The organism is Pseudomonas sp. S4_EA_1b, assembly GCF_016307435.1.
In the GTDB taxonomy this organism is placed as follows: Bacteria; Pseudomonadota; Gammaproteobacteria; order Pseudomonadales; family Pseudomonadaceae; genus Aquipseudomonas; species Aquipseudomonas rhodesiae.
Map to the genome: position 1 here is coordinate 87,342 of NZ_JAEILC010000048.1, position 21,964 is coordinate 109,305.

General features: G+C 61.1%; 22 protein-coding genes. 13 read left to right on the top strand and 9 right to left on the bottom strand.

The genetic code is table 11. From position 1 onward, the window contains the following. Nucleotides 1–47 precede the first annotated feature (47 nt). Nucleotides 48–374 carry a DOPA 4,5-dioxygenase family protein gene (locus tag YA0848_RS17425; RefSeq protein WP_034111099.1) on the bottom strand — a complete coding sequence of 109 codons (327 nt, stop codon included), beginning with the start codon at nucleotides 372–374 and terminating at the stop codon, nucleotides 48–50. Between the two features lie 31 nt (nucleotides 375–405). Then, nucleotides 406–1,356, bottom strand: a complete 951-nt coding sequence (locus tag YA0848_RS17430) for a choline sulfate utilization transcriptional regulator (protein ID WP_169902279.1) — start codon at nucleotides 1,354–1,356, stop codon at nucleotides 406–408. 103 nt (nucleotides 1,357–1,459) lie between these two features. Between YA0848_RS17430 and betC the strand changes: the two genes are divergently transcribed. From betC to YA0848_RS17445, 3 genes are all read left to right on the top strand, one after another. Next, nucleotides 1,460–2,971 carry a choline-sulfatase gene (betC, locus tag YA0848_RS17435; RefSeq protein ID WP_099312977.1) on the top strand — a complete coding sequence of 504 codons (1,512 nt, stop codon included), beginning with the start codon at nucleotides 1,460–1,462 and terminating at the stop codon, nucleotides 2,969–2,971. Between the two features lie 18 nt (nucleotides 2,972–2,989). Continuing rightward, nucleotides 2,990–3,904 (top strand): choline ABC transporter substrate-binding protein, encoded by a 915-nt coding sequence (gene choX, locus YA0848_RS17440; RefSeq protein ID WP_169902280.1) that lies wholly within the window; start codon nucleotides 2,990–2,992, stop codon nucleotides 3,902–3,904. 84 nt (nucleotides 3,905–3,988) lie between these two features. Beyond that, nucleotides 3,989–5,557 carry a SulP family inorganic anion transporter gene (locus YA0848_RS17445; protein ID WP_034101650.1) on the top strand — a complete coding sequence of 523 codons (1,569 nt, stop codon included), beginning with the start codon at nucleotides 3,989–3,991 and terminating at the stop codon, nucleotides 5,555–5,557. Between the two features lie 11 nt (nucleotides 5,558–5,568). Here YA0848_RS17445 and aroE read toward each other — a convergent pair whose 3' ends face one another. Then, nucleotides 5,569–6,387, bottom strand: coding sequence for a shikimate dehydrogenase (gene aroE / locus YA0848_RS17450; RefSeq protein ID WP_034111091.1), 819 nt, complete (start codon nucleotides 6,385–6,387; stop codon nucleotides 5,569–5,571). Beyond that, nucleotides 6,387–7,319 (bottom strand): oxygen-dependent coproporphyrinogen oxidase, encoded by a 933-nt coding sequence (gene hemF, locus YA0848_RS17455; protein ID WP_034101647.1) that lies wholly within the window; start codon nucleotides 7,317–7,319, stop codon nucleotides 6,387–6,389. The genes aroE and hemF overlap by 1 nt, the downstream gene beginning before the upstream one ends. Nucleotides 7,320–7,495: 176 nt before the next feature. Between hemF and YA0848_RS17460 the strand changes: the two genes are divergently transcribed. Further along, on the top strand, nucleotides 7,496–8,473 hold the full coding sequence (locus tag YA0848_RS17460; RefSeq protein ID WP_034101646.1) for a quinone oxidoreductase family protein: 978 nt from the start codon (nucleotides 7,496–7,498) through the stop codon (nucleotides 8,471–8,473). Between the two features lie 81 nt (nucleotides 8,474–8,554). Here the strand turns inward: YA0848_RS17460 and YA0848_RS17465 are convergent, their stop codons facing one another. The 3 genes from YA0848_RS17465 to YA0848_RS17475 form a co-directional block, all read right to left on the bottom strand. After that, nucleotides 8,555–9,112 (bottom strand): L-threonylcarbamoyladenylate synthase, encoded by a 558-nt coding sequence (locus YA0848_RS17465; protein WP_034101645.1) that lies wholly within the window; start codon nucleotides 9,110–9,112, stop codon nucleotides 8,555–8,557. 71 nt (nucleotides 9,113–9,183) lie between these two features. Beyond that, nucleotides 9,184–10,278 (bottom strand): DNA-processing protein DprA, encoded by a 1,095-nt coding sequence (gene dprA, locus YA0848_RS17470; RefSeq protein ID WP_034101644.1) that lies wholly within the window; start codon nucleotides 10,276–10,278, stop codon nucleotides 9,184–9,186. 63 nt (nucleotides 10,279–10,341) lie between these two features. Beyond that, entirely contained in the window at nucleotides 10,342–11,118 is a 777-nt protein-coding gene (locus tag YA0848_RS17475; RefSeq protein ID WP_169902281.1) for a peptidoglycan-binding protein, read from the bottom strand. Between the two features lie 135 nt (nucleotides 11,119–11,253). On the opposite strand from YA0848_RS17475, the gene def reads away from it, so the two are divergent. The 5 genes from def (at nucleotide 11,254) to YA0848_RS17500 (ending at nucleotide 15,808) form a co-directional block, all read left to right on the top strand. Then, complete coding sequence (gene def / locus YA0848_RS17480; protein ID WP_034101640.1) at nucleotides 11,254–11,760, top strand: peptide deformylase; 507 nt, start codon at nucleotides 11,254–11,256, stop codon at nucleotides 11,758–11,760. Nucleotides 11,761–11,829: 69 nt separating this feature from the next. Then, nucleotides 11,830–12,783 (top strand): methionyl-tRNA formyltransferase, encoded by a 954-nt coding sequence (gene fmt / locus YA0848_RS17485; RefSeq protein WP_099312973.1) that lies wholly within the window; start codon nucleotides 11,830–11,832, stop codon nucleotides 12,781–12,783. Beyond that, nucleotides 12,780–14,090 carry a 16S rRNA (cytosine(967)-C(5))-methyltransferase RsmB gene (gene rsmB / locus YA0848_RS17490; protein WP_034101636.1) on the top strand — a complete coding sequence of 437 codons (1,311 nt, stop codon included), beginning with the start codon at nucleotides 12,780–12,782 and terminating at the stop codon, nucleotides 14,088–14,090. The genes fmt and rsmB overlap by 4 nt, the downstream gene beginning before the upstream one ends. Before the next feature lie 21 nt (nucleotides 14,091–14,111). Further along, the gene (gene trkA / locus YA0848_RS17495) at nucleotides 14,112–15,485 is read left to right on the top strand and encodes a Trk system potassium transporter TrkA (RefSeq protein WP_034101634.1); all 1,374 of its coding nucleotides are present in this window, start codon (nucleotides 14,112–14,114) and stop codon (nucleotides 15,483–15,485) included. Nucleotides 15,486–15,502: 17 nt separating this feature from the next. Beyond that, on the top strand, nucleotides 15,503–15,808 hold the full coding sequence (locus tag YA0848_RS17500) for a tetratricopeptide repeat protein (RefSeq protein ID WP_047882303.1): 306 nt from the start codon (nucleotides 15,503–15,505) through the stop codon (nucleotides 15,806–15,808). A 95-nt stretch (nucleotides 15,809–15,903) separates the two neighbouring features. Here the strand turns inward: YA0848_RS17500 and YA0848_RS17505 are convergent, their stop codons facing one another. Continuing rightward, nucleotides 15,904–16,791, bottom strand: coding sequence for a lysophospholipid acyltransferase (locus YA0848_RS17505; protein ID WP_034101631.1), 888 nt, complete (start codon nucleotides 16,789–16,791; stop codon nucleotides 15,904–15,906). Between the two features lie 40 nt (nucleotides 16,792–16,831). After that, nucleotides 16,832–17,389 (bottom strand): DNA-3-methyladenine glycosylase I, encoded by a 558-nt coding sequence (locus YA0848_RS17510; RefSeq protein WP_034111085.1) that lies wholly within the window; start codon nucleotides 17,387–17,389, stop codon nucleotides 16,832–16,834. Between the two features lie 81 nt (nucleotides 17,390–17,470). Here YA0848_RS17510 and glyQ point away from each other — a divergent pair, with 81 nt between their 5' ends. From glyQ to YA0848_RS17530, 4 genes are all read left to right on the top strand, one after another. Then, the gene (glyQ, locus tag YA0848_RS17515) at nucleotides 17,471–18,424 is read left to right on the top strand and encodes a glycine--tRNA ligase subunit alpha (RefSeq protein ID WP_003187265.1); all 954 of its coding nucleotides are present in this window, start codon (nucleotides 17,471–17,473) and stop codon (nucleotides 18,422–18,424) included. Further along, a complete protein-coding gene (gene glyS, locus YA0848_RS17520; RefSeq protein ID WP_034101629.1) occupies nucleotides 18,421–20,475 on the top strand; it encodes a glycine--tRNA ligase subunit beta in 2,055 nt (684 codons plus the stop codon). Before glyQ ends, glyS begins: the two co-directional genes overlap by 4 nt. 2 nt (nucleotides 20,476–20,477) lie before the next feature. Continuing rightward, nucleotides 20,478–21,014 carry a D-glycero-beta-D-manno-heptose 1,7-bisphosphate 7-phosphatase gene (gene gmhB / locus YA0848_RS17525; RefSeq protein ID WP_167389864.1) on the top strand — a complete coding sequence of 179 codons (537 nt, stop codon included), beginning with the start codon at nucleotides 20,478–20,480 and terminating at the stop codon, nucleotides 21,012–21,014. An 83-nt stretch (nucleotides 21,015–21,097) separates the two neighbouring features. Next, entirely contained in the window at nucleotides 21,098–21,868 is a 771-nt protein-coding gene (locus tag YA0848_RS17530) for a lysophospholipid acyltransferase family protein (RefSeq protein WP_034101628.1), read from the top strand. Nucleotides 21,869–21,964 lie beyond the last annotated feature (96 nt).

The following is a 21,964-nucleotide window of genomic DNA, read 5'->3' on the forward strand; positions in this document are numbered from 1 at the left end:
CCTACGTGTCATCGGGAATGTGCGGACTTGCGTCTTGCAAGAAGCGGTTAAAAAACCGACAGATCCAGCTCGCGCATCGCACCCATCCAGATCGCGTAGTCGGTGTGGTCCTTCAACTCATCGCCGGTATCGGGGTGCAGGAACACCACCAGTCCGTTTCGATGCAGCGCCAGCCACGGCAGCATGACGCCGATGTACTCAGCGTCGAAGGCCAGTTGGCAGCTCCAGTCTGGGTGCGGGCCTACGGGGCGCTCATGCACACGGCCCATGCGTATCGGGAAGAGCTTGGCCGCGTCCTCGCACAAGGCGCGCGCTTGTTCGAGCGTGCTGGCATCAAAGTAGATATGAGCGTGATAACCCTTGATACGGTGCATGACCGGCTCCGATGGGGATGTGCGCCAGATGCTAGACCGCAATCGAGGGCAGGGCCAGTCCGGTCAGCGATTGCGCGCTGCTGGCTTGTTCGGCCACCAGCCAATCGACGAAGCGCTCCACCAGTTGCCCACGCCGTTTGCGCTGCGGTTGCACCACGTAATAGCCGAAGCGCGAGATCACCGTGTCGCTGAATGGCCGGCACAGCCAGTTCTGTTCCAGCAGGTTATCCACCAGATGACGCCAGCCAATGGCCACGCCTTGGCCGGCGATCGCCGCCTGGATCAGCAAGGTGTAATTGTCGAAGCGTAATTGGCCGGGGGGCGGTGCGGCGCTGAGGCCCAATTCGCGGAACACGCCGCTCCAATCGAACCACTGGCTGTTGTTTTCCTGGCGCAGGTGCAGCAGGGGGCAGTCGGGCAAGTCCTGCACGGTCAAGGCTTTGTATTGGCCCTTGAGCCACTGCGGGCTGCACACCGGGAAAACCTCCTCGTTGAACAACCACAGACTGTCGCCCTGCTTGAACCGGCCATCGCCGAACAACACCGCCACGTCGATATCGCTGCGCAAGGTGGCGTGGTTGCGTTCGCTGGTCACCAGGCTTACATCCACCTGCGGGTTGGCCTGGTGGAATCGATGCAGGCGCGGCATCAGCCAGTAAGCGGCGAAAGCAAAGTCGGTGGCCACTTGCAGCACTTCGTGCTGGCTGTGCTGGGTGATCGTACTCAGGCCTTGGTTGATAGCCTGCAGGCCGCCTTGGACGTGTTCGAACAGCAGAGCGCCAGCGTCGGTCAGTTCAATGCCACGGTAGATGCGGTCGAACAGGCGAATCGCCAATTGTTCTTCCAGGCGCTTGATCTGCTGGCTGATGGCCGGCTGGGTGGTGCCCAGCTCCATGGCGGCGGCGGTAAAACTACGGTGGCGCGCGGCGGCTTCAAATGCGCGCAGCAGGTCCAGTGACAGATCTCCCAGGGCTTCATACATAAGCTGTGCTTATCCTAGACATTGCTTTTCATGGGCTTTACCCCATTTTTCATGGGCTGCATGCTCACTGGCATAAACATCGCCTATGGAATGCCGATAACCCATGAAGCGCAAGAACATTCTTTTCATCATGGCCGATCAAATGGCCGCGCCGCTGCTGCCGTTCTACGGCGCCTCGCCAATCAAGTTGCCCAACCTCAGCCGTCTCGCCGCCCAGGGTGTAGTGTTCGACGCCGCTTATTGCAACAGCCCGCTGTGTGCGCCCTCGCGTTTCACCTTGGTCAGCGGCCAGTTGCCAAGCAAGATCGGCGCCTACGACAACGCAGCGGATTTCCCCGCCGATGTACCGACCTATGCCCACTACCTACGCCGCCTCGGTTATCGCACTGCGCTGTCGGGCAAGATGCACTTCTGCGGCCCCGACCAATTGCACGGCTACGAAGAACGCCTGACCAGCGACATCTACCCCGCCGACTATGGCTGGGCGGTGAACTGGGACGAGCCGGACGTGCGCCCCAGCTGGTATCACAACATGTCCTCGGTGCTGCAAGCCGGCCCGTGCGTGCGTACCAACCAGTTGGATTTTGACGAAGAAGTAGTGTTCAAAGCCCAGCAATACCTGTTCGACCATATCCGCGAAGACGGTGACCAACCGTTCTGCCTCACCGTGTCGATGACCCATCCCCACGACCCGTACACCATTCCCAAGGCGTTCTGGGATTTGTACGACGACAGCGATATCCCCTTGCCCGCCACACCGGCCCAAGGCGACCTCGATCCCCATTCCCAACGCTTGCTCAAGGTCTATGACCTGTGGGACAAGCCGCTGCCTGTGGATAAGATCCGCGACGCCCGCCGCGCCTACTTCGGTGCGTGCAGTTACATCGACAGCAATGTCGGCAAACTTCTGCAAACCCTGGAAGACACCGGCTTGGCCGACGACACCCTGATCGTGTTCTCCGGCGACCACGGCGACATGCTCGGCGAGCGCGGCCTCTGGTACAAAATGCACTGGTTCGAGATGGCCGCCCGCGTGCCGCTGCTGGTATACGCGCCGGGGCAATTCGCGGCGGGCCGGGTGAGCGCTGCGGTGTCCACCGCCGACCTGCTGCCGACCCTGGTGGAACTGGCCGGTGGCGAACTGGACCAACGCCTGCCGCTGGACGGCCGCTCGCTGGTTCCGCATCTGCAAGGGCAGGGCGGCCATGACGAGGTATTCGGCGAGTACATGGCCGAAGGCACCATCAGCCCACTGATGATGATCCGCCGGGGCGCCTATAAATTCATCTACAGCGAGGACGACCCATGCCTGCTGTTCGATGTACACAACGACCCGCACGAGCGGGAAAACCTCAGCCAGTCACCGGAACACCGGCCACTGTTCGAGGCGTTTTTGCAGGAAGCGCGGGCTAAATGGGACATCCCGGCGATCCACCAGCAGGTGCTCGCCAGCCAACGCCGTCGTCGCCTGGTGTTCGAGGCGCTGACCCACGGCAAGCTGAAGAGCTGGGATCACCAGCCACTGGTCGACGCCAGTCAGCAGTACATGCGCAACCATATCGACCTCGACGACCTGGAGCGCAAGGCACGTTATCCACAACCCTGCCAACACTAATAAAACTGAGGGAAGGCCATGCAAAAGTTAACGGTAGTACTGAGCATCCTGGCGCTGACCAGCGCCAACGTGTACGCAGACACCAGTTGCGAGACGGTGAAGATGGCCGACCCAGGCTGGAGCGACATCGCCGCGACCAATGCCATCACCGGTTTTCTGCTGACGGGCATGGGCTACAAACCCAAGGTCGATACCCTGGCCGTGCCGATCACATTCGGCGGGCTCAAGGACGGCCAAGTGGATGTGTTCATGGGCAACTGGATGCCGGCACAGCAAGGCTTCTACGACAAATTCGTGGCCAATGGCGACGTGGTGCAACTGGCGAAAAATCTCGACGGCACCGAGTTCACCCTCGCCGTGCCGGACTACGTATGGGATGCCGGTGTGCACAACTTTGCTGACCTGAACAAATTTGCCGACAAGTTCGACAAGAAGATCTACGGCATCGGCTCCGGCGCACCGGCCAATATCTCGCTGCAAGAGATCATCAAGAAGAACGACTTCGACCTGGGCCAGTGGAAGCTGATCGAATCCAGCGAACAGGCGATGTTGGCCGAAGTGTCGCGAGCGGTGAAAAAACAGCGTTTCGTCACCTTCCTGGGCTGGACCCCGCACCCGATGAACGTGCAATTGAAAATGCACTACCTCAAGGGCGGCGAGAAGTACTTCGGTGACACCGGCAGCGTCTACACCCTGACACGCAAAGGTTATGCACAGGCCTGCCCGAACGTAGGAAAACTGCTGACCAACTTGAGTTTTACCCAAGAGATGGAGAACAGCATTATGGCCGAGGTCGCCCACAACAAAGTCAGCAATGCCGACGCGGCGAAGGCATGGATCAAGGCGAACCCAGCGGTGCTGGACAAGTGGCTCGACGGCGTAAAAACCCTGGACGGTCAAGAGGCATTGCCGGCGGTAAAAGCCAAACTCTAAAGGCTGACATTGTGGGAGGGCCCCCTCCCACAAACTTCGGTGTGTACTGATACCCTGATTCAAACCTTTTCAACCGAGTTATAAATGCCCCGGCTCAACCGCCACACTCTCTTGCCTTTCCTCAGTTGGCTGCCGCGCCAGACCCGCGCCAGCGTGGGCCGCGATGCAATAGTCGGCCTCAGCGGCGCGGTGTTGGCGTTGCCGCAGTCGATTGCCTACGCGCTGATCGCCGGTCTACCACCGGAATACGGGCTGTACGCCGCGATCATCCCGGTGCTGATCGCCTGCCTGTGGGGTTCGTCGTGGCACTTGATCTGCGGCCCGACCGCCGCGATTTCCATCGTGCTCTACGCCAGTGTCAGCCCTCTGGCCGTGCCCGGATCGCAGGACTACATCACCTTGATCCTGTTGCTCACCTGTATAGCCGGCGTTTTCCAGTGGTTGCTGGGCATGCTGCGCTTCGGCGCGCTGGTCAATTTCGTCTCCCATTCGGTGGTGCTGGGGTTCACCCTGGGCGCCGCGGTGGTGATCGCGCTGGGGCAACTGCCCAATTTGCTGGGGCTGGATTTGCCCAGCCAGGCCACGGCGATTAACAGCCTGCTGGCGCTGATCGAGCACCGCGGCGAATGGGACCACGCCTCGCTCGCTCTGGGCCTCGGCACATTGCTGGCGGGGGCGCTGCTCAAATACTGGAAACCGCGATGGCCGACGCTGTTGATCGCCCTGGCCCTCAGTAGCCTGGTGGCCTGGCTGTGGCCGGCGATGTTCGGGCAGGTGGCGCGGGTCAGTTCATTCGTGGGCAAATTGCCGCCGTTCAGCCCGTTGCCGATGGACCTGGACACGATTCTGCGCCTGCTCCCCAGCGCCGTGGCCGTGGGCATGCTGGGGCTGGTGACCAGCCTGTCGATTGCGCGCTCGCTGTCGGCCCGCTCGCAACAGCTGCTCGATGCGAATCAGGAAATTCGCGCGCAGGGACTCTCCAACATCATCGGCGGATTTTTCTCCGGATACCTGTCAGCCGGGTCCTTTACCCGTTCCGGGCTCAGTTATGAAGCCGGCGCCTGCTCACCGCTGGCTGGGGTGTTTTCCGCGTTATGGGTGGCACTGTTCGCGCTGTTTGGCGCGGCATTGATCTCACAAATCCCGATCCCGAGCATGGCCGCCAGCATCCTCCTGATCAGTTGGGGCCTGGTGGATCACCGCGGTATTCGCGCATTGTTCCGGGTCAGCCGCGCCGAATTTGCGGTGATGGGCCTGACCTGCGTGGCCACCTTGCTGCTGGAGCTGCAAACGGCGATTTATGCCGGTGTGCTGGCCTCGCTGTTTTTCTACCTCAAGCGCACCTCGCAGCCCCGCGTCCACCATTGGCGCGACGGTGACGAGGATGTGCTGCGCGTCGGCGGCTCGATCTTTTTCGGCGCCAGCCACTACCTGCAAGCGCGCTTGCAACGCTTACAGGGCGAACGCGTGGTTATCGAGGCGCAGCAGATCAACTTTATCGACTATTCCGGGGTGGAGATGCTGCACCAGGAAGCGCGGCGTTTACGCAGGTTGGGGCGCAGCCTGACGTTGCGTCGGGCCAGGCCGCAGGTGGTCGAGGAACTGAAGAAGCTGGAAGGGGCCGACCACTGCCCCATCCATTTCGAAGACTGACCAGAGGGGCGTCAGGCCAACTGTCGACGCAACTCAGCCAGCACCGGGGCAGATGACGGGCGCACGTCACGCCACAGGAAGAACGCTTCGGCCGCCTGTTCCACCAGCATGCCCAAGCCATCCATCGAGACGGCGGCACCGTGCTGCGTGGCCCAGCGGCAGAAGGGGGTAGGGTCCTTGGCGTACATCATGTCGTAGCAAAAAGTCCTACCCGGTTCGATCAGGCTGCTGGCAATCGGCGGTACATCGCCTGACAAGCTGGCGGAGGTGGCGTTGATAATGACGTCCACTGGCTCACGCAGCCAATCAAAACCACTGGCCGACACTGGGCCCAGGTCATCGAACAACTCGGCGAGCAATTCGGCTTTTTCCACTGTGCGGTTGGCGATGATCAGCGAAGCCGGGTGTTCGGCCAACAACGGTTCCAGCGCCCCACGCACCGCGCCGCCGGCGCCCAGCAGCAGGATGCGTTTACCGTTGAGGCTCAACCCGGCATTGACCGTCAGGTCACGCACCAGCCCGGCGCCGTCGGTGTTATCGCCCAGCAGGGTGCCATTGGCGAGTTTGCTCAAGGTGTTCACCGCACCGGCGCGCTTGGCGCGTTCGGTGAGGGTGTCGGCCAGGCGATAAGCGTCTTCCTTGAACGGCACGGTGACATTGGCGCCACGGCCCTGTTGAAAAAACTCACGGGCACAGCCGGTAAAGTCCTCCAGCGGTGCAAGCAACGTGCTGTAGTCCAACTGTTCGCCAGTCTGCTCGGCGAACATCCGGTGAATCAGCGGCGATTTGCTGTGGCCGATGGGGTTGCCGAAGACGACGTAGCGATCCATCAGTTCGCCGCCTTGGGGGCCGCGATGCCGAGCCAGTCGCGGTCCTGCAGGAAGTAATCGGTCAGACGCGCTTCTTCGCTGCCGGCCTCGGCTTTCCAGTCATAGCTCCAGCGCACCTGCGGCGGCAGCGACATCAGGATCGACTCGGTACGGCCACCCGATTGCAGGCCAAACAAGGTGCCGCGGTCGTAGACCAGGTTGAACTCGACGTAGCGGCCACGACGGAACTCCTGGAACTCGCGTTGTTGCTCGGTATAAGCCATGGCCTTGCGGCGCTGCACGATCGGTAGGTAGGCGTCGATATAGGCGTCGCCGATGGCGCGAATAAAGGCGAAACAGGTGTCGAAGCCCCACTCGTTCAAGTCATCGAAGAACAGGCCGCCGATGCCACGCGGTTCGTTGCGGTGCTTGATGTGGAAGTAGGTGTCGCACCAGGCTTTGTAACGCGCGTAGACGTCGGGGCCGAACGGCGCACACGCCTGCTCGGCCACACGGTGCCAGTGGATGCAGTCTTCTTCGTTGGCGTAATAAGGGGTGAGGTCGAAGCCGCCGCCAAACCACCACACCGCTTCTTCGCCTTCTTTTTCAGCGATGAAAAAACGCACGTTGGCGTGGGACGTCGGCACATAGGGGTTGTGCGGGTGAATCACCAGTGACACGCCCAGCGCTTCAAACCCGCGACCGGCCAACTCTGGGCGATGGGCGCTGGCGGACGGTGGGAGGCCGCTGCCGAACACGTGGGAAAAGTTAACACCGCCTTTTTCGATCACCGTCCCGTTCGCGATCACACGGGTGCGACCGCCGCCGCCGGCAGGCCGGGTCCAGGCGTCTTCGATAAAGCGAGTGTCCGTCTCGAAGGTTTCCAGGGCGCTGCAAATGCGGTCTTGCAGGTCAAGCAGGTAGGCCTTTACAGCCTCGGTGCGGGTAGTCATGGCATCACCTTGAATCGGGCAAAGCTACGCGAGGCCATCAGGCGTCGGCGGCAAATGGGCGCACAGGATACCACCGCGCTTAATGAGCACTGCACTTAGGTGCGCCGCAGTTGACGAAGATCAAGCATAGGAGTCCGATAGGGGCCTTCGTGAAAACGACCCAAGGAGAAGTGCAGATGGCCAAGCGTATCCAGTTCAGTGCCCATGGCGGCCCCGAAGTACTTGAATATGTGGACTACACGCCGGCGGAACCGGGCCCACAGCAGGTTCGCGTACGTAATGAGGCGATAGGCCTGAACTTCATCGACACCTATTTCCGCAGCGGCCTCTACGCACCGCCATCCCTGCCATCGGGGCTGGGCGCAGAAGGGGCCGGCGTGGTGGATGCAGTGGGCAGCGAGGTCACGCAATTCAAGGTCGGCGATCGCGTCGCCTACGGCAGCGGCCCGTTGGGCGCCTATAGCCAGTTGCATGTGCTGCCTGCCGCCAACTTGGTGCACTTGCCCGACGACATCAGCTTCGAACAAGCCGCCGGGGCCATGCTCAAGGGTCTGACGGTGCAGTACCTGCTGCGCCAGACCTATGAATTGAAGGGTGGTGAAACCATCCTGTTCCATGCCGCCGCCGGTGGCGTGGGCTCGCTGGCCTGCCAATGGGCCAAGGCCCTGGGCGTTAAGTTGATCGGTACGGTAAGTTCGCCGGAGAAAGCCGCATTGGCCAAATCCCTCGGCGCGTGGGAAACCATCGACTACAGCAAGGAAGATGTCGCACAGCGAGTGCTGGAATTGACCGACGGCAAAAAAGTCCCGGTGGTGTATGACGGCGTCGGCAAGGACACCTGGCTGACCTCGCTGGACAGCGCCGCGCCACGCGGGCTGGTGGTGAGCTTCGGCAACGCATCGGGCGCGGTGGATGGGGTAAACCTGGGGATTCTGGCGGCGAAAGGTTCGCTGTATGTCACCCGGCCAACCCTGGCGACCTACGCCAACAATCCACAAAACTTGCAGGCAATGGCTGACGATCTGTTCTCGATGATCCAAAGCGGCAAGGTACGCATCGATATCAACCAGCGGTATGCGCTGGCCGAGGCGGCCAAGGCGCAGACCGAGCTGTCGGGGCGGCGTACAACGGGGTCGACCATCCTGTTACCTTGACGGGCTGAGGTGCCTGGGCTGGTTGGCCTCCTTAACAGGCCAACCGAAACCAGCGCCTTCGCCCCAGGGTAGGTGCGAGGATCAAGACGGGCGGACCACCTTGCCCGTCGCCAGGTCGCGAATCAGGCTCGGGTTCTTGCGTCCGCCCAGGGCACCACCCAACACCAGGTCTAGCTGGCCACGGAAGTACTGCTCCACGCGGATCCGCGTTCGTGCCGCCGGGCGGCCCTGGGGGTTGGCGGAGGTTGAAATCAGCGGCCCCACCAGTGCGCACAAGTCCCGTACCAGCGGATGATCGCTTACCCGCAACGCTACCGTGTCGTGCACGCCGGTGACCCATTCCGGCAACAGATTCTGATGCGGCACCAGCCAGGTATTGGGCCCGGGCCAGGTACTGGCCATGCGCTCGATCCAGGCCTGCGGGAAGTCTTCGAACAGAAAATCGAACTGGCGGATATTGTCCGCCACCAGGATCAGGCCTTTGTCCACCGAACGATTCTTGATCGCCAGCAGCCGATCCACCGCCTCTTCGTTCCAAGGGTCGCAGCCCAGGCCCCAGACCGCCTCGGTCGGATAGGCAATCACCGCGCCTGCGCGAACCTCTTGTGCGGCTTTCAGCACACGCCACCTATTGACCATGGTTTAACTCTCCGGACTAAAGCTGTGCGCAGTTTACCCATCTTCTTTGCAAAACCTAGCAGCACAAAAACCTAGCCACGCGCGAGCCAGCGCCCGCTCTCGCAGATGACCTGGCCTTCCAGCTCCAGCTCGGTGAGCGTCGCCAGCACTTGGGATAATGTGCGCCCGCTGGCAATGGCCAACCCCTCGCTGGTCTGGGGAGCAGCGTGCAGCAGTGCGACCAGCGGATGAGTAACCGGGATCGGCGCCGGCTGAGATAACGCCTGCCAGCCACGCAAGCCTTCCAGAATATGCTCGATGGTTTCCACCAGCACCGCACCCTCGCGGATCAACTGATGGCAGCCCTTGGCGCCAGGGTGATGGATAGAGCCAGGGATTGCGTACACCTCACGGCCCTGCTCGGCCGCCAGTTTGGCCGTAATCAGCGAACCACTGGCCATGCTGGCTTCCACCACCAGTACGCCCAGGGACAGCCCGCTGATGATCCGGTTACGCCGTGGAAAGTTGGCAGCCTGGGGCGCGGCATCCAGCGGAAACTCAGAAACCACCGCGCTGCCTTGAGCAATCATCGCCGCGGCAAGGCGCCGATGACGTTGTGGATAAAAATTTTCCAGTCCCGTGCCCAGCACGCCGATTGTCTGACCGCCCACCTCCAGCGCAGCCTGATGCGCCGCGCCGTCGATACCCAACGCCAAGCCACTGGTGATGACAAACCCGGCACCCGCCAGGCTGCGGGAAAACGCAGCGGCGGTGTCCATACCTGGGCGGGATGCGCGACGACTGCCGACCACCGCCAACTGCGGTTTTTCCAGAATGCCAGGGTCGCCGGCAATGAATAACAACGGCGGTGCATCATCGATCTGAGCCAACAGTGCCGGGTATTCAGGCTGATCCCACATCAACAAATGCTGGGCCGGATGCTCAAGCCACGCCAATGCCGCGCTGGCACCGTCGCGGATTTCCTGGCTTCGCCGTGCCTCGGCGCTGATGGCCGGCAAGCCCAGAGATCGCCAGGCACTGGCAGGGGCGCTGATGGCTTTGGAGGCGCAACCGAACGCCTCAATCAACAAACGAAAACGCTTCGGCCCCAGCTCTGGCAGCCTGTGCAACCGTAGGCGGGCCTCCAGTTCTGATGGGGAAATTTCGTGGCTGTTTATTGGAGTCATCTGATCATCCTTGACCGGAACAAGCTGTGGATAAGTCTGTTGGTAACTTATTTAGCAGGCTACTTATTGGGTTTGACGGGCAGTCTCGAAACGGTCCATCACCGCCAATGATTGTGAAGCGCTGAGCACCAGACCAAAGCTGAGCTTTTCATAGGTGCGAAACACCAGCAGGGTGCCGGCGGGCTCATCGGGAAGCGTTACCGGGGAGTCATTCAGGGAGTCCCTGACGGTGGCACCGGCTTTTATGACGGTCAGCAACTGGCCTTCGACCAAGCCATCGCGACGACCTTTGTCCAGAGTGACGGCGTCGAGTACCCCAATCTGGGTGACGCCTCGGGGGACATCGATGATGCGCCCTTCGATAAACGCCGCATTCAGCGGCACTTTGAGCCTTGCCAGGTCCATCGCAGGCTCGGCACGCAGCAAGCGATCACCGGGGCGTACCTCTTGGGTCACCCGTTGCAGCACCAGGGTGCTCAGATCACCAGCGTAGATAAAGCGAGCAGTGCCGATATCGTCGGCATTGACGCCCAGAAATTCATGGGTGGCAGGGTCGGTGTAAAGCTTGCCGCGCCGCACCACGGCGTAGGCGGGCTGGGCGGGATCCAAAACGCCACGGGCATGCACACGCTCACCGTTGGTGCCCATGACCCGACCGTTGTCGGCCGCGATAATGTAAGGCGCTGTGTCCAGATCCTCGGGTTTATCCAGAATGCGGTTATGCAGCAGGAAGCGTTGGATGGCCTGTTGCGTCGATGGATCGAGAGGCTGGTCTGGCCGCGGCGAGAACGCCATGGCAAACGGCGCCCACAGCAGCAAGACGAGTAGCGATTTCCTCATGGGGTCAATCTCCTTTATTATGTGCGTTCGCGTGAAATGCCTTGGCCTTCGCGGCTTTCGAGCGTTTCACACCGGCCGTATGGGTCCATCCCACCGCCGATTTGCCTTTACCTCACATGTGCAGCAATTACGCTTATGGCTATTTTGAACATCCTCGAATTTCCCGACTCGCGCCTGCGCACGATCGCCAAACCGGTGGCCGTAGTGGACGACAAGGTTCGTCAGTTGGTCGATGACATGTTTGAAACAATGTATGAAGCCCCGGGCATCGGCCTCGCCGCGACCCAGGTCAACGTGCATCAGCGCGTCGTGGTCATGGACCTGTCGGAAGATCGCAGCGAACCACGGGTGTTCATCAACCCCGAATTCGAACCGCTGACCGACGAGATGGGCGAATACCAGGAAGGCTGCCTGTCGGTGCCGGAGTTCTACGAGAACGTCGAGCGCCCGTTGCGCGTGAAAATTAAGGCTCTGGACCGTGATGGCAAGCCCTATGAACTGATCGCCGACGGCCTGCTTGCGGTATGTATCCAGCACGAGTGCGACCACCTCAACGGCAAACTGTTTGTCGATTACCTGTCCACGCTTAAGCGTGACCGGATCAAGAAGAAGCTGGAAAAAAAGCATCGCCAGCAAGCTTGATGCCCCTCTTCCAAAGGCTTGCTGCGGCAAGCCTTTTTCTTTTGTGACTGTTTTTAACCGAGAACGCCCATGACCGAGCCACTGCGCATTGTTTTTGCCGGTACACCCGAATTTGCCGCCGAACACCTCAAGGCGCTGCTCGCCAGCCCCTATGAGGTGGTCGCGGTGTACACCCAGCCGGATCGCCCGGCCGGGCGTGGGCAAAAACTGATGCCGAGCCCGGTCAAGCAACTGGCGCTGGAACACAACATCCCAGTGCTGCAGCCGCCGACCCTGCGCAACGCCGAGGCCCAGGCCGAATTGGCCGCGTTACAACCGGACCTGCTGGTGGTGGTGGCCTATGGTCTGATCCTGCCTCAGGCCGTCTTGGATATCCCACGCCTGGGCTGCATCAACAGCCACGCCTCGCTATTGCCGCGCTGGCGCGGTGCGGCGCCGATCCAGCGTGCCGTCGAGGCCGGCGACAGCGAAAGCGGCGTGACCGTGATGCGCATGGAAGCAGGCCTGGACACCGGCCCGATGCTGCTGAAAGTCACCACCCCAATCACCGCCGAAGACACCGGCGGCAGCCTGCACGACCGCCTCGCCGAGTTGGGCCCGCCGGCCGTGATCCAGGCCATCGCCGGCCTGGCTGCCGGTACCCTGCAAGGCGAAGTGCAGGACGACAGCCTGGCCACTTACGCACACAAATTGAACAAAGACGAAGCACGCATCGACTGGCGCCGCCCGGCCGTGGAGCTGGAGCGCCTCGTGCGGGCCTTCAACCCCTGGCCGATCTGCCACAGCGCCCTCAATGGCGAAGCCCTGAAAGTGCTGGCCGCTACCTTGGCCGACGGCACCGGCGCGCCCGGTGAGATCATCGGCGCCAGCAAGGACGGCCTGCTGGTGGCCTGCGGCGAACAGGCGCTATGCCTGACTCGTCTGCAATTGCCCGGTGGCAAAGCGCTGAATTTCAGCGATTTGTTCAACAGCCGACGTGAGAAGTTTTCCCTGGGTACCGTCCTCGGGGCAGCCGTCCAATGAACCCTCGTCTGGCCGCCGCCAAGGCACTCGCCGCCGTTCTCAACGGCAAGGCATCGCTCAACAGTTCGCTGCCCACACAGTTGGATAAGGTTGAAGATCGCGATCGCGGTTTCACTCAGGACCTGGCCTTCGGCACAGCCCGCTGGCAACCACGTTTGTCGGCGTTGGCAGCCAAGCTGTTGCAAAAGCCGTTCAAGGCGGCGGATGCGGATGTCGAAGCGCTGCTTTTGGTGGGCCTCTATCAACTGCTCTACACCCGGGTGCCGGCCCACGCCGCCATCGGAGAAACCGTCGGCTGTGCCGACAAACTGAAAAAGCCCTGGGCCAAGGCCCTGCTCAACGCCGTGCTGCGCCGCGCCCAGCGTGAAAGCGAAGCGCTGCTGGCCGAGCTTGAACATGACCCGGTGGTGCGTACCGCGCACCCACGTTGGTTGCAGAAATCCCTGAAAGCTTTTTGGCCGCAGCAGTGGGAAGCCATCTGCGCAGCCAACAATGCGCACCCGCCGATGATCCTGCGAGTCAATCGCCGCCATCATCAGCGCGACGCCTACCTGAAACTGCTCAGCGATGCCGGTCTCAGCGCCACGCCATGCGCCTACAGCGTCGACGGCATCGTGCTCGAAGCCGCCACCGATGTGCGCAGCCTGCCGGGGTTTGCCGAGGGTTGGATCAGCGTGCAGGACGAAGCCGCACAGCTGGCCGCCGACCTGCTTGATCTGGCGCCAGGCCAACGTGTGCTGGATGCCTGCTGCGCGCCGGGCGGTAAGACGTGTCACATTCTGGAAGTGGAAAAAGACCTGGCGCAGGTAGTCGCCGTCGACTTGGAAGCCAAGCGCCTGGTGCGTGTACGGGAAAACCTTGCGCGCCTGGGCCTGAGCGCCGAACTGATTGCCGCCGACGGTCGCGACACCGCCACTTGGTGGGACGGCAAACCTTTCCAGCGCATTCTGCTCGATGCGCCATGCTCTGCCACCGGCGTGATCCGCCGCCACCCGGACATCAAACTCACCCGCCAAGCCGATGACATCGCCGCCCTCGCCGCGCTGCAAGGGGAGTTGCTCGATGCCCTGTGGCCAACCCTGGAAGTTGGCGGCATTCTGCTCTACGCCACTTGCTCCACTTTACCCACCGAGAACACCGAGGTCATTGAAGCCTTTCTCGCGCGCACCAGCGGGGCGCGGGAGCTGGACCTCGCCACCGCGGCCGGTATCAAACAGCCCCATGGCCGCCAACTGCTTGCGCAGGAAGGCGGGCACGATGGCTTCTACTACGCCAAACTGATCAAGATCGCCGCCGCGCGCGGCTAAAGGCTTTGAGGGAGTGACCGGATGAAAATCATCATCCTAGGCGCAGGGCAGGTCGGTGGCACGTTGGCTGAACATTTGGCCAGCGAAGCCAATGACATCACCGTGGTGGACACCGACGCCGAGCGTCTGCGGAATTTGGGTGACCGCCTGGATATCCGAACCGTACAAGGCCGCGCCTCGTTTCCTACCGTACTGCGCCAAGCCGGTGCCGACGACGCCGACATGCTGGTCGCCGTGACCAATAGCGACGAAACCAACATGGTCGCCTGCCAGGTCGCCCACACGTTGTTTCACACGCCGACCAAGATCGCCCGGGTGCGTGAGGCCGCCTACCTGACCCGCGCAGGGCTGTTCGATAACGATGCGATCCCGGTGGATGTCTTGATCAGCCCGGAGCAGGTGGTTACCCACTACATCAAGCGCCTGATCGAGATCCCCGGCGCCTTGCAGGTGATCGACTTCGCCGAAGGCAAAGCGCAGCTGGTAGCGGTGAAGGCCTATTACGGCGGGCCTTTGGTGGGCCAGCAGTTGCGCCAATTGCGCGAACATATGCCGAACGTCGAAACCCGCGTGGCGGCGATTTTCCGTCGTGATCGGCCGATCCTGCCCCAGGGCGACACGGTGATCGAAGCCGACGACGAAGTGTTTTTCATCGCCGCCAAAGCGAATATTCGCGCAGTCATGAGCGAAATGCGCCGACTGGACGAAACCTACAAGCGCATCGTCATCGCCGGCGGCGGGCAAATCGGTGAGCGTTTGGCAGAGGCCATCGAAAGCCGCTACCAAGTCAAGATCATCGAGATGAGCCCTGCACGCTGCCGGCATTTATCCGACACCTTGGACAGTACGGTCGTACTCCAAGGCAGCGCTTCGGACCGCGACCTGCTGGTGGAAGAGAACATCGCCGACGCCGATATTTTCCTGGCGCTGACCAACGATGACGAGGCCAACATCATGTCGTCCCTGCTAGCCAAGCGCCTGGGGGCAAAAAAGGTGATGACCATCATCAACAATCCGGCCTATGTGGACCTGATCCAGGGTGGCGATATCGACATCGCCATCAGCCCGCAACTGGCGACCATCGGCACTTTGCTCGCCCATGTGCGCCGTGGCGATATCGTCAGCGTGCACTCCCTGCGCCGGGGCGCGGCGGAAGCGATTGAGGCGATTGCCCACGGCGATTCGAAGTCGAGCAAGGTCATCGGCAAGGCCATTCGCGACATTGGCCTGCCGCCGGGCACCACCATTGGCGCGATCATTCGCGATGAAGAGGTGATCATTGCCCACGACGACACGGTGATCGCCACTGGTGACCACGTCATCCTTTTCCTTGTGGATAAGAAACATATCCGTGACGTGGAGAAACTGTTCCACGTGGGGCTGAGCTTTTTCTGATTTAGGAGTACGCCGGCATGCTTGAATCCCTGGAGAAAATGCTCGCCAAGGGTGTGGATAACTCGCTGCTGCGCTTTGGCCTGGGCAAGGGTTATTTGGATTTGAAGGACAACGCCAAGGCAGCGGAGCATTTGCAGCGGTGCGTCGGCTTTGATCCGAAATATTCGGCGGCGTGGAAGTTGTTAGGCAAGGCGCAATTGGGCCTGGGCGATAACACCGCAGCACGACAGGCGTGGGAGAAGGGCGTCGAAGCGGCCCAGGCCCACGGCGACAAGCAGGCCGAGAAAGAGATGATGGTGTTCCTGAAGAAACTCGACCGCTGAACCCGAGCAGATCGAAAATGTAGGAGGGGCGGTGCGACGATTCGACTTGCCCCCTCCCACATTTGGTTTGCCGTTGTTTTTCGGTCAGCAGTAGGTCAGTACCACCGTGCTTCACCCGGCGGACGTTTCTTGAAGCGCTTCATGCTCCACATGTACTGGCTCGGGTAGGCGCCGACGTAACGTTCCACCACCTTGCTCATCGCCGCGCAGGACGTGGCGGTGTCGGTGCTGTACATGTCTTCCGGCGCCGCTTCCAGGATCACTTTGTAGCCCGAACCGTCCGGCAAGCGCAGGGCATGCAGGAACACGCCCACAGCCTTGTGGCCGGCGAGCATGTTGGGCACGAATTTGCTGGTGAGGGCTTGGGTGGCGAAGAACGGTACGAAGATTCCCGCGGACTCCGCCGGTTCCGGGTCGGCGGGAATACCCACCTGGCCACCTTTGCGCACTTCCTTGATCACACTCAGGATGCCTTCCTTGGTGGACGCAGCTACGCGGTTGCCCAGTTGCACCCGCTGCTTGCGCAGCAATTCGTCCACCGCCTTGAGCTTGGGCGGGCGGTAGAAAATGATCGGTTTGCACTGGCTGCAATAGAAGTGGTTCAACACCTCCCAGTTGCCCAGATGACTGGTGATGCCCACCACGCCTTTACCCGACGCCAGAGCCTCGTGCAGGACTTCCAGTCCTTCGACTTCACGCACAAGGTCGATGGAGCGCTGGGCCGGCCAGATCCAGGCGCAGGCGCTTTCGGTCAGGGACTTGCCGATGTCCATCAGACTGCGGCCGACTAGCCGCTCGCGCTCGGCGGGGTCCATGTCCGGAAAGCATTTGGAGAGGTTGATCCGCACCGTGTCGCGAGAGCGGTTGGGGGTTTTCCACATGACCCAGCCAATCGCGGTACCGACGGCCTGGACAGCGCGCCAGGGCAGTAGGGCGAACAACCGGAGAGCGCCTACCAACAAGGCGCCTTTAAACTTTTCCACAGGTCACTCCTGATCGTGTGCGGTGCGCAAAGCGCGCATTCTAACCGGCGTTGACCAACTGCGCGTAACGGTCGCAATCCTGAGTGTGATCCATGACCATGCCCGAGGCCTGCATAAAGGCGTAGCAAATGGTCGGACCGACAAAGGTGAAACCGGCTTTTTTCAAGGCTTTGCTCATCGCCTCGGCCTCTGGCGTGATCGCCGGAACTTCACTGCGATCCTTGAAGTGATTGATCTTGGGCACGCCACCGACGAAAGACCATAGCAAGCCCACCGGGTCTTCCAGCGCCAGCCAGGCAGCCGCATTGCGGCGGGTGGCGTTGAGCTTCAAGCGATTGCGCACGATGCCTGGGTCCTGCATCAACGCTTCGATTTCATCATCGCTCAAGCGCGCCAGGCGCTGGGCATCGAAGCCGAACAACACCTTTCGATAATGCTCGCGTTTGCGTAAAACGGTGATCCAGGACAGGCCCGCCTGGAACCCTTCGAGCAATAACAACTCGAACAAACCCTGCGCATCGCGCAGCGGCGTTCCCCACTCTTGATCGTGATAAGCCATGTACAGCGGATCTTCAGAACACCAAAAGCAGCGTGGCATAAGGCTCCAGGGGATGGTGGCGCGGCCGAATCGGGTATACTCCCGCTCTTTAAATCGCAGCCCAAGTAACAGGTGAATTTCGTGAGCCAGCCTACGCCAGCCGTGCGTACCTTCCAAGACTTGATCCTCGCCCTCCAGCAATACTGGGCCGAGCAAGGTTGTGTGGTACTTCAGCCCTACGATATGGAAGTAGGCGCCGGCACTTTCCACACCGCAACATTCCTGCGGGCCATCGGCCCGGAAACCTGGAACGCCGCTTATGTGCAGCCCAGTCGCCGCCCGACTGACGGCCGCTACGGCGAAAACCCGAACCGTCTGCAGCACTACTACCAGTTCCAGGTGGTATTGAAGCCCAACCCGGACAATTTCCAGGAACTGTACCTGGGCTCGCTCAAGCATGTGGGCCTGGACCCTCTGGTACACGACATCCGTTTCGTCGAAGACAACTGGGAATCGCCGACCCTGGGCGCCTGGGGTCTGGGCTGGGAAGTCTGGCTCAACGGTATGGAAGTGACGCAATTCACGTACTTCCAGCAGGCCGGCGGCATCGAGTGCTACCCGGTGACCGGCGAAATCACCTACGGCCTGGAACGCCTGGCGATGTACCTGCAAGGTGTGGACTCGGTCTACGACCTGGTATGGGCTGACGGCCCGTTCGGCAAAGTCACCTATGGCGACGTGTTCCACCAGAACGAAGTGGAGCAGTCGACCTATAACTTCGAACACGCCAATGTCGACAAGCTGTTCGAACTGTTCGATTTCTATGAAAGCGAAGCCAAGCGCCTGATCGAGTTGGATCAGCCGCTGCCGTTGCCGAGCTATGAAATGGTGTTGAAGGCTTCCCATACCTTCAACCTGCTGGACGCCCGCCGCGCCATCTCGGTGACCGCGCGTCAGCAATACATCCTGCGTGTACGCACCCTGGCGCGTTCCGTCGCCCAAGCCTACCTGCTGGCACGCGCCAAGCTGGGCTTCCCGATGGCAACCCCGGACCTGCGTGATGAAGTGTTGGCTAAGCTGGAGGCTGCACAATGAGTGCTCAAGATTTCCTGGTTGAACTGGGCACCGAAGAGCTGCCACCCAAGGCACTCAATACCCTGGCCGATGCGTTCCTGGCCGGGATCGAAAAAGGCCTGCAGACCGCAGGTTTGAAGTTTGAAGCGAAAAAAGTCTACGCCGCGCCGCGCCGCCTGGCGGTGTTGCTGACCGCGCTGGAAACCCAACAGCCGGACCGCAGCATCAACCTCGACGGCCCGCCGCGCCAGGCCGCGTTCGACGCCGAAGGTAACCCGACCCAGGCCGCCCTTGGCTTTGCCAAAAAATGTGGCGTCGAGCTGAGCGACATCGATCAAAGTGGTCCGAAACTGCGCTTTAGCCAGGTGATTACCGGCAAGCCGACCGCCAGCCTGTTGCCGACCATTGTCGAAGACTCCCTGAACGACCTGCCGATTCCCAAGCGCATGCGCTGGGGCGCGCGCAAGGAAGAGTTCGTGCGTCCGACCCAGTGGCTGGTGATGCTGCTCGGTGACCAAGTCATCGACTGCACCATCCTCGCCCAGAAGGCTGGCCGCGACTCCCGCGGTCACCGTTTCCATCATCCGCAAAGCGTGCGCATCACCTCGCCGGCCAATTACCTCAGTGACCTGCGCGGCGCTTACGTATTGGCCGATGCCAATGAACGTCGTGAACTGATCAGCAAGCGCACCGAAGAGCTGGCCCGCCTGCAGGAAGGCACCGCCATCGTGCCGCCGAACCTGCTCGACGAAGTAACCGCGCTGGTTGAATGGCCGGTGCCGTTGGTGTGCTCGTTCGAAGAGCGCTTCCTCGACGTGCCGCAGGAAGCCCTGATCACCACAATGCAGGACAACCAGAAGTATTTCTGCCTGCTGGACATGGATGGCAAGTTACTGCCGCGCTTTATCACCGTGGCCAACATCGAGAGCAAGGACCCGCAGCAGATCATCGCCGGTAACGAGAAAGTCGTTCGCCCGCGCCTGACCGACGCCGAGTTCTTCTTCAAGCAAGACAAGAAGCAGAAGCTGGAAGACTTCAACCTGCGCCTGCAGAACGTGGTGTTCCAGGAAAAACTCGGCAGTGTCTATGACAAGGCCGTCCGGGTTTCGAAACTGGCCGCTTACATTGCACCGCGCATTGGCGGTGATGCCGCCTGGGCCGCGCGTGCGGGCTTGCTGTCCAAGTGCGACCTGGCCACCGAGATGGTCGGTGAGTTCCCCGAGATGCAAGGCGTCGCCGGTTACTACTACGCCCTCAACGACGGCGAGCCGAACGACGTGGCTTTGGCGCTGAACGAGCAGTACATGCCGCGCGGTGCCGGCGCCGAGTTGCCGTCCACCCTGACCGGCGCGGCCGTGGCCATCGCCGATAAGCTGGACACCCTGGTCGGCATCTTCGGTATCGGCATGCTGCCGACCGGTAGCAAAGACCCCTATGCCCTGCGCCGTGCGGCCTTGGGCGTGCTGCGCATTCTGATCGACAAGAAGCTCGACCTCGACCTGACCCAGGCCGTGGTGTTCGCGGTCGGCCAGTTCGGCGGCAAGGTCAAGCAGGCCGGCCTGGCTGAACAAGTGCTGGAATTCGTGTTCGACCGTCTGCGTGCGCGTTACGAAGACGAGGGCGTGGACGTGTCGGTGTACCTGTCGGTTCGCGCTCTGCAACCGGGCTCGGCACTGGACTTCGACCAGCGCGTACAAGCCGTGCAGGCGTTCCGCAAGTTGCCGGAAGCCGACGCACTGGCGGCCGTGAACAAGCGTGTGTCGAACCTGCTGAGCAAGGCCGAAGGCCTGGGCAATGCCGACGTCGACCCTGGCCTGTTTGCCGATGCCAAGGAGTTCTCGCTGAACTCGGCCATCGCCAAGGCCGAGAATGCGGTGAAACCGCTGATTGCAGAACGCAATTACGCCGAAGCACTGGCGCGCCTGGCTACCTTGCGTGAGCCGGTGGATGCGTTCTTCGAAGCGGTGATGATCAATGCCGAAGATGCCGGTGTACGGAAAAACCGCTACGCCATGCTCGCGCGTCTGCGCGGCTTGTTTGTCAATATCGCCGATATTTCGACCCTGAGCTGACCATGCTGAAACTGCTGATTCTCGATCGGGACGGGGTGATCAATTACGACTCCGACGCTTACATCAAGTCGGTGGAGGAGTGGATTCCACTGCCCGGCTCGATCGAGGCCATTGCGCAGTTGAGCAAAGCCGGCTGGACGGTGGCCGTCGCCACCAACCAGTCCGGCATTGCCCGTGGCTACTATGACCTCGCAACCCTGGACGCCATGCACGCGCGCTTGCGCACGTTGGTGGCCGAGCAGGGCGGTGAGGTGGGGTTGGTGGTGTACTGCCCCCATGGACCGGACGAGGGCTGCGATTGCCGCAAACCCAAGCCGGGCATGTTGAAAACCATTGCAGAACATTACAACGTGCCATTGGCTGGGATATGGTTCGTCGGGGACAGCCTCGGTGACCTGGAGGCGGCCAAGGCCGTCGACTCTCAGCCAGTTTTGGTAAAGACCGGGAAAGGCGAAAAGACCCAGGCGAAAAACCTGCCGGTAGGCACTTTGATTTTTGACGATCTGGCGGCAGTTGCCGCAGAACTTATCAACAACTAGCCGCCCTCGACTTCCTGACCAAGGATTGTTCGGGAGTGCGCTGTTCAACAGGCGGGCCGTGTCCCGCAACGGTAAATGCCGCCATGTCGATCTTGCAGGCCATCAGAACCTTTTTCTTTTACCTGCTGCTGGGCACCAGTTCGTTTCTCTGGTGCACCCTGAGCTTTTTTATTGCGCCGTTCCTGCCGTTCAAGGCGCGCTATCGCTTTATCAACGTCTACTGGTGCCGCTGCGCTTTGTGGTTGGCCAAGGTATTCCTGAATATCCGTTTCGAGGTCAAGGGCGCGGAAAACGTCCCGCAGCAGCCTTGCGTGATTCTGTCGAACCATCAGAGCACCTGGGAAACGTTCTTTCTCTCGGCATACTTTTCGCCCCTGAGCCAGGTGCTCAAGCGCGAGCTGCTGTATGTTCCGTTCTTCGGTTGGGCCATGGCCATGTTGCGGCCGATCGCGATTGATCGAGACAACCCCAAAGCCGCGCTCAAGCACGTTGCCAAGAAGGGCGATGAGCTACTCAAAGATGGTGTGTGGGTACTGATCTTCCCCGAAGGCACACGAGTACCCTACGGCACTGTGGGCAAGTTCTCCCGTGGCGGGACGGCTTTGGCGGTCAACGCCAATCTGCCGGTATTGCCGATTGCCCATAACGCCGGCAAATTCTGGCCAAAAACTGGCTGGGCCAAACGCGAAGGCACGATCACTGTGGTGATTGGCGAACCGATGTACGCCGAAGGAGAGGGCCCAAGGGCTATTGCAGCGCTGAACGACCGTGCTCAGGCGTGGAATGAAGCGCAGCAACGGGCCATGGGCTCACTGCCTCCGGAGCCGGTGGTGGTGGACACGCCCGTCGTTTGAAGTTCTGTGGATAACCTGTGCACGGATTGTTGGCAAATGGCTCTTTTTTCAAAATAAATAGATGATTTTATTGAATATTCAAAAAAAGATTAAAAT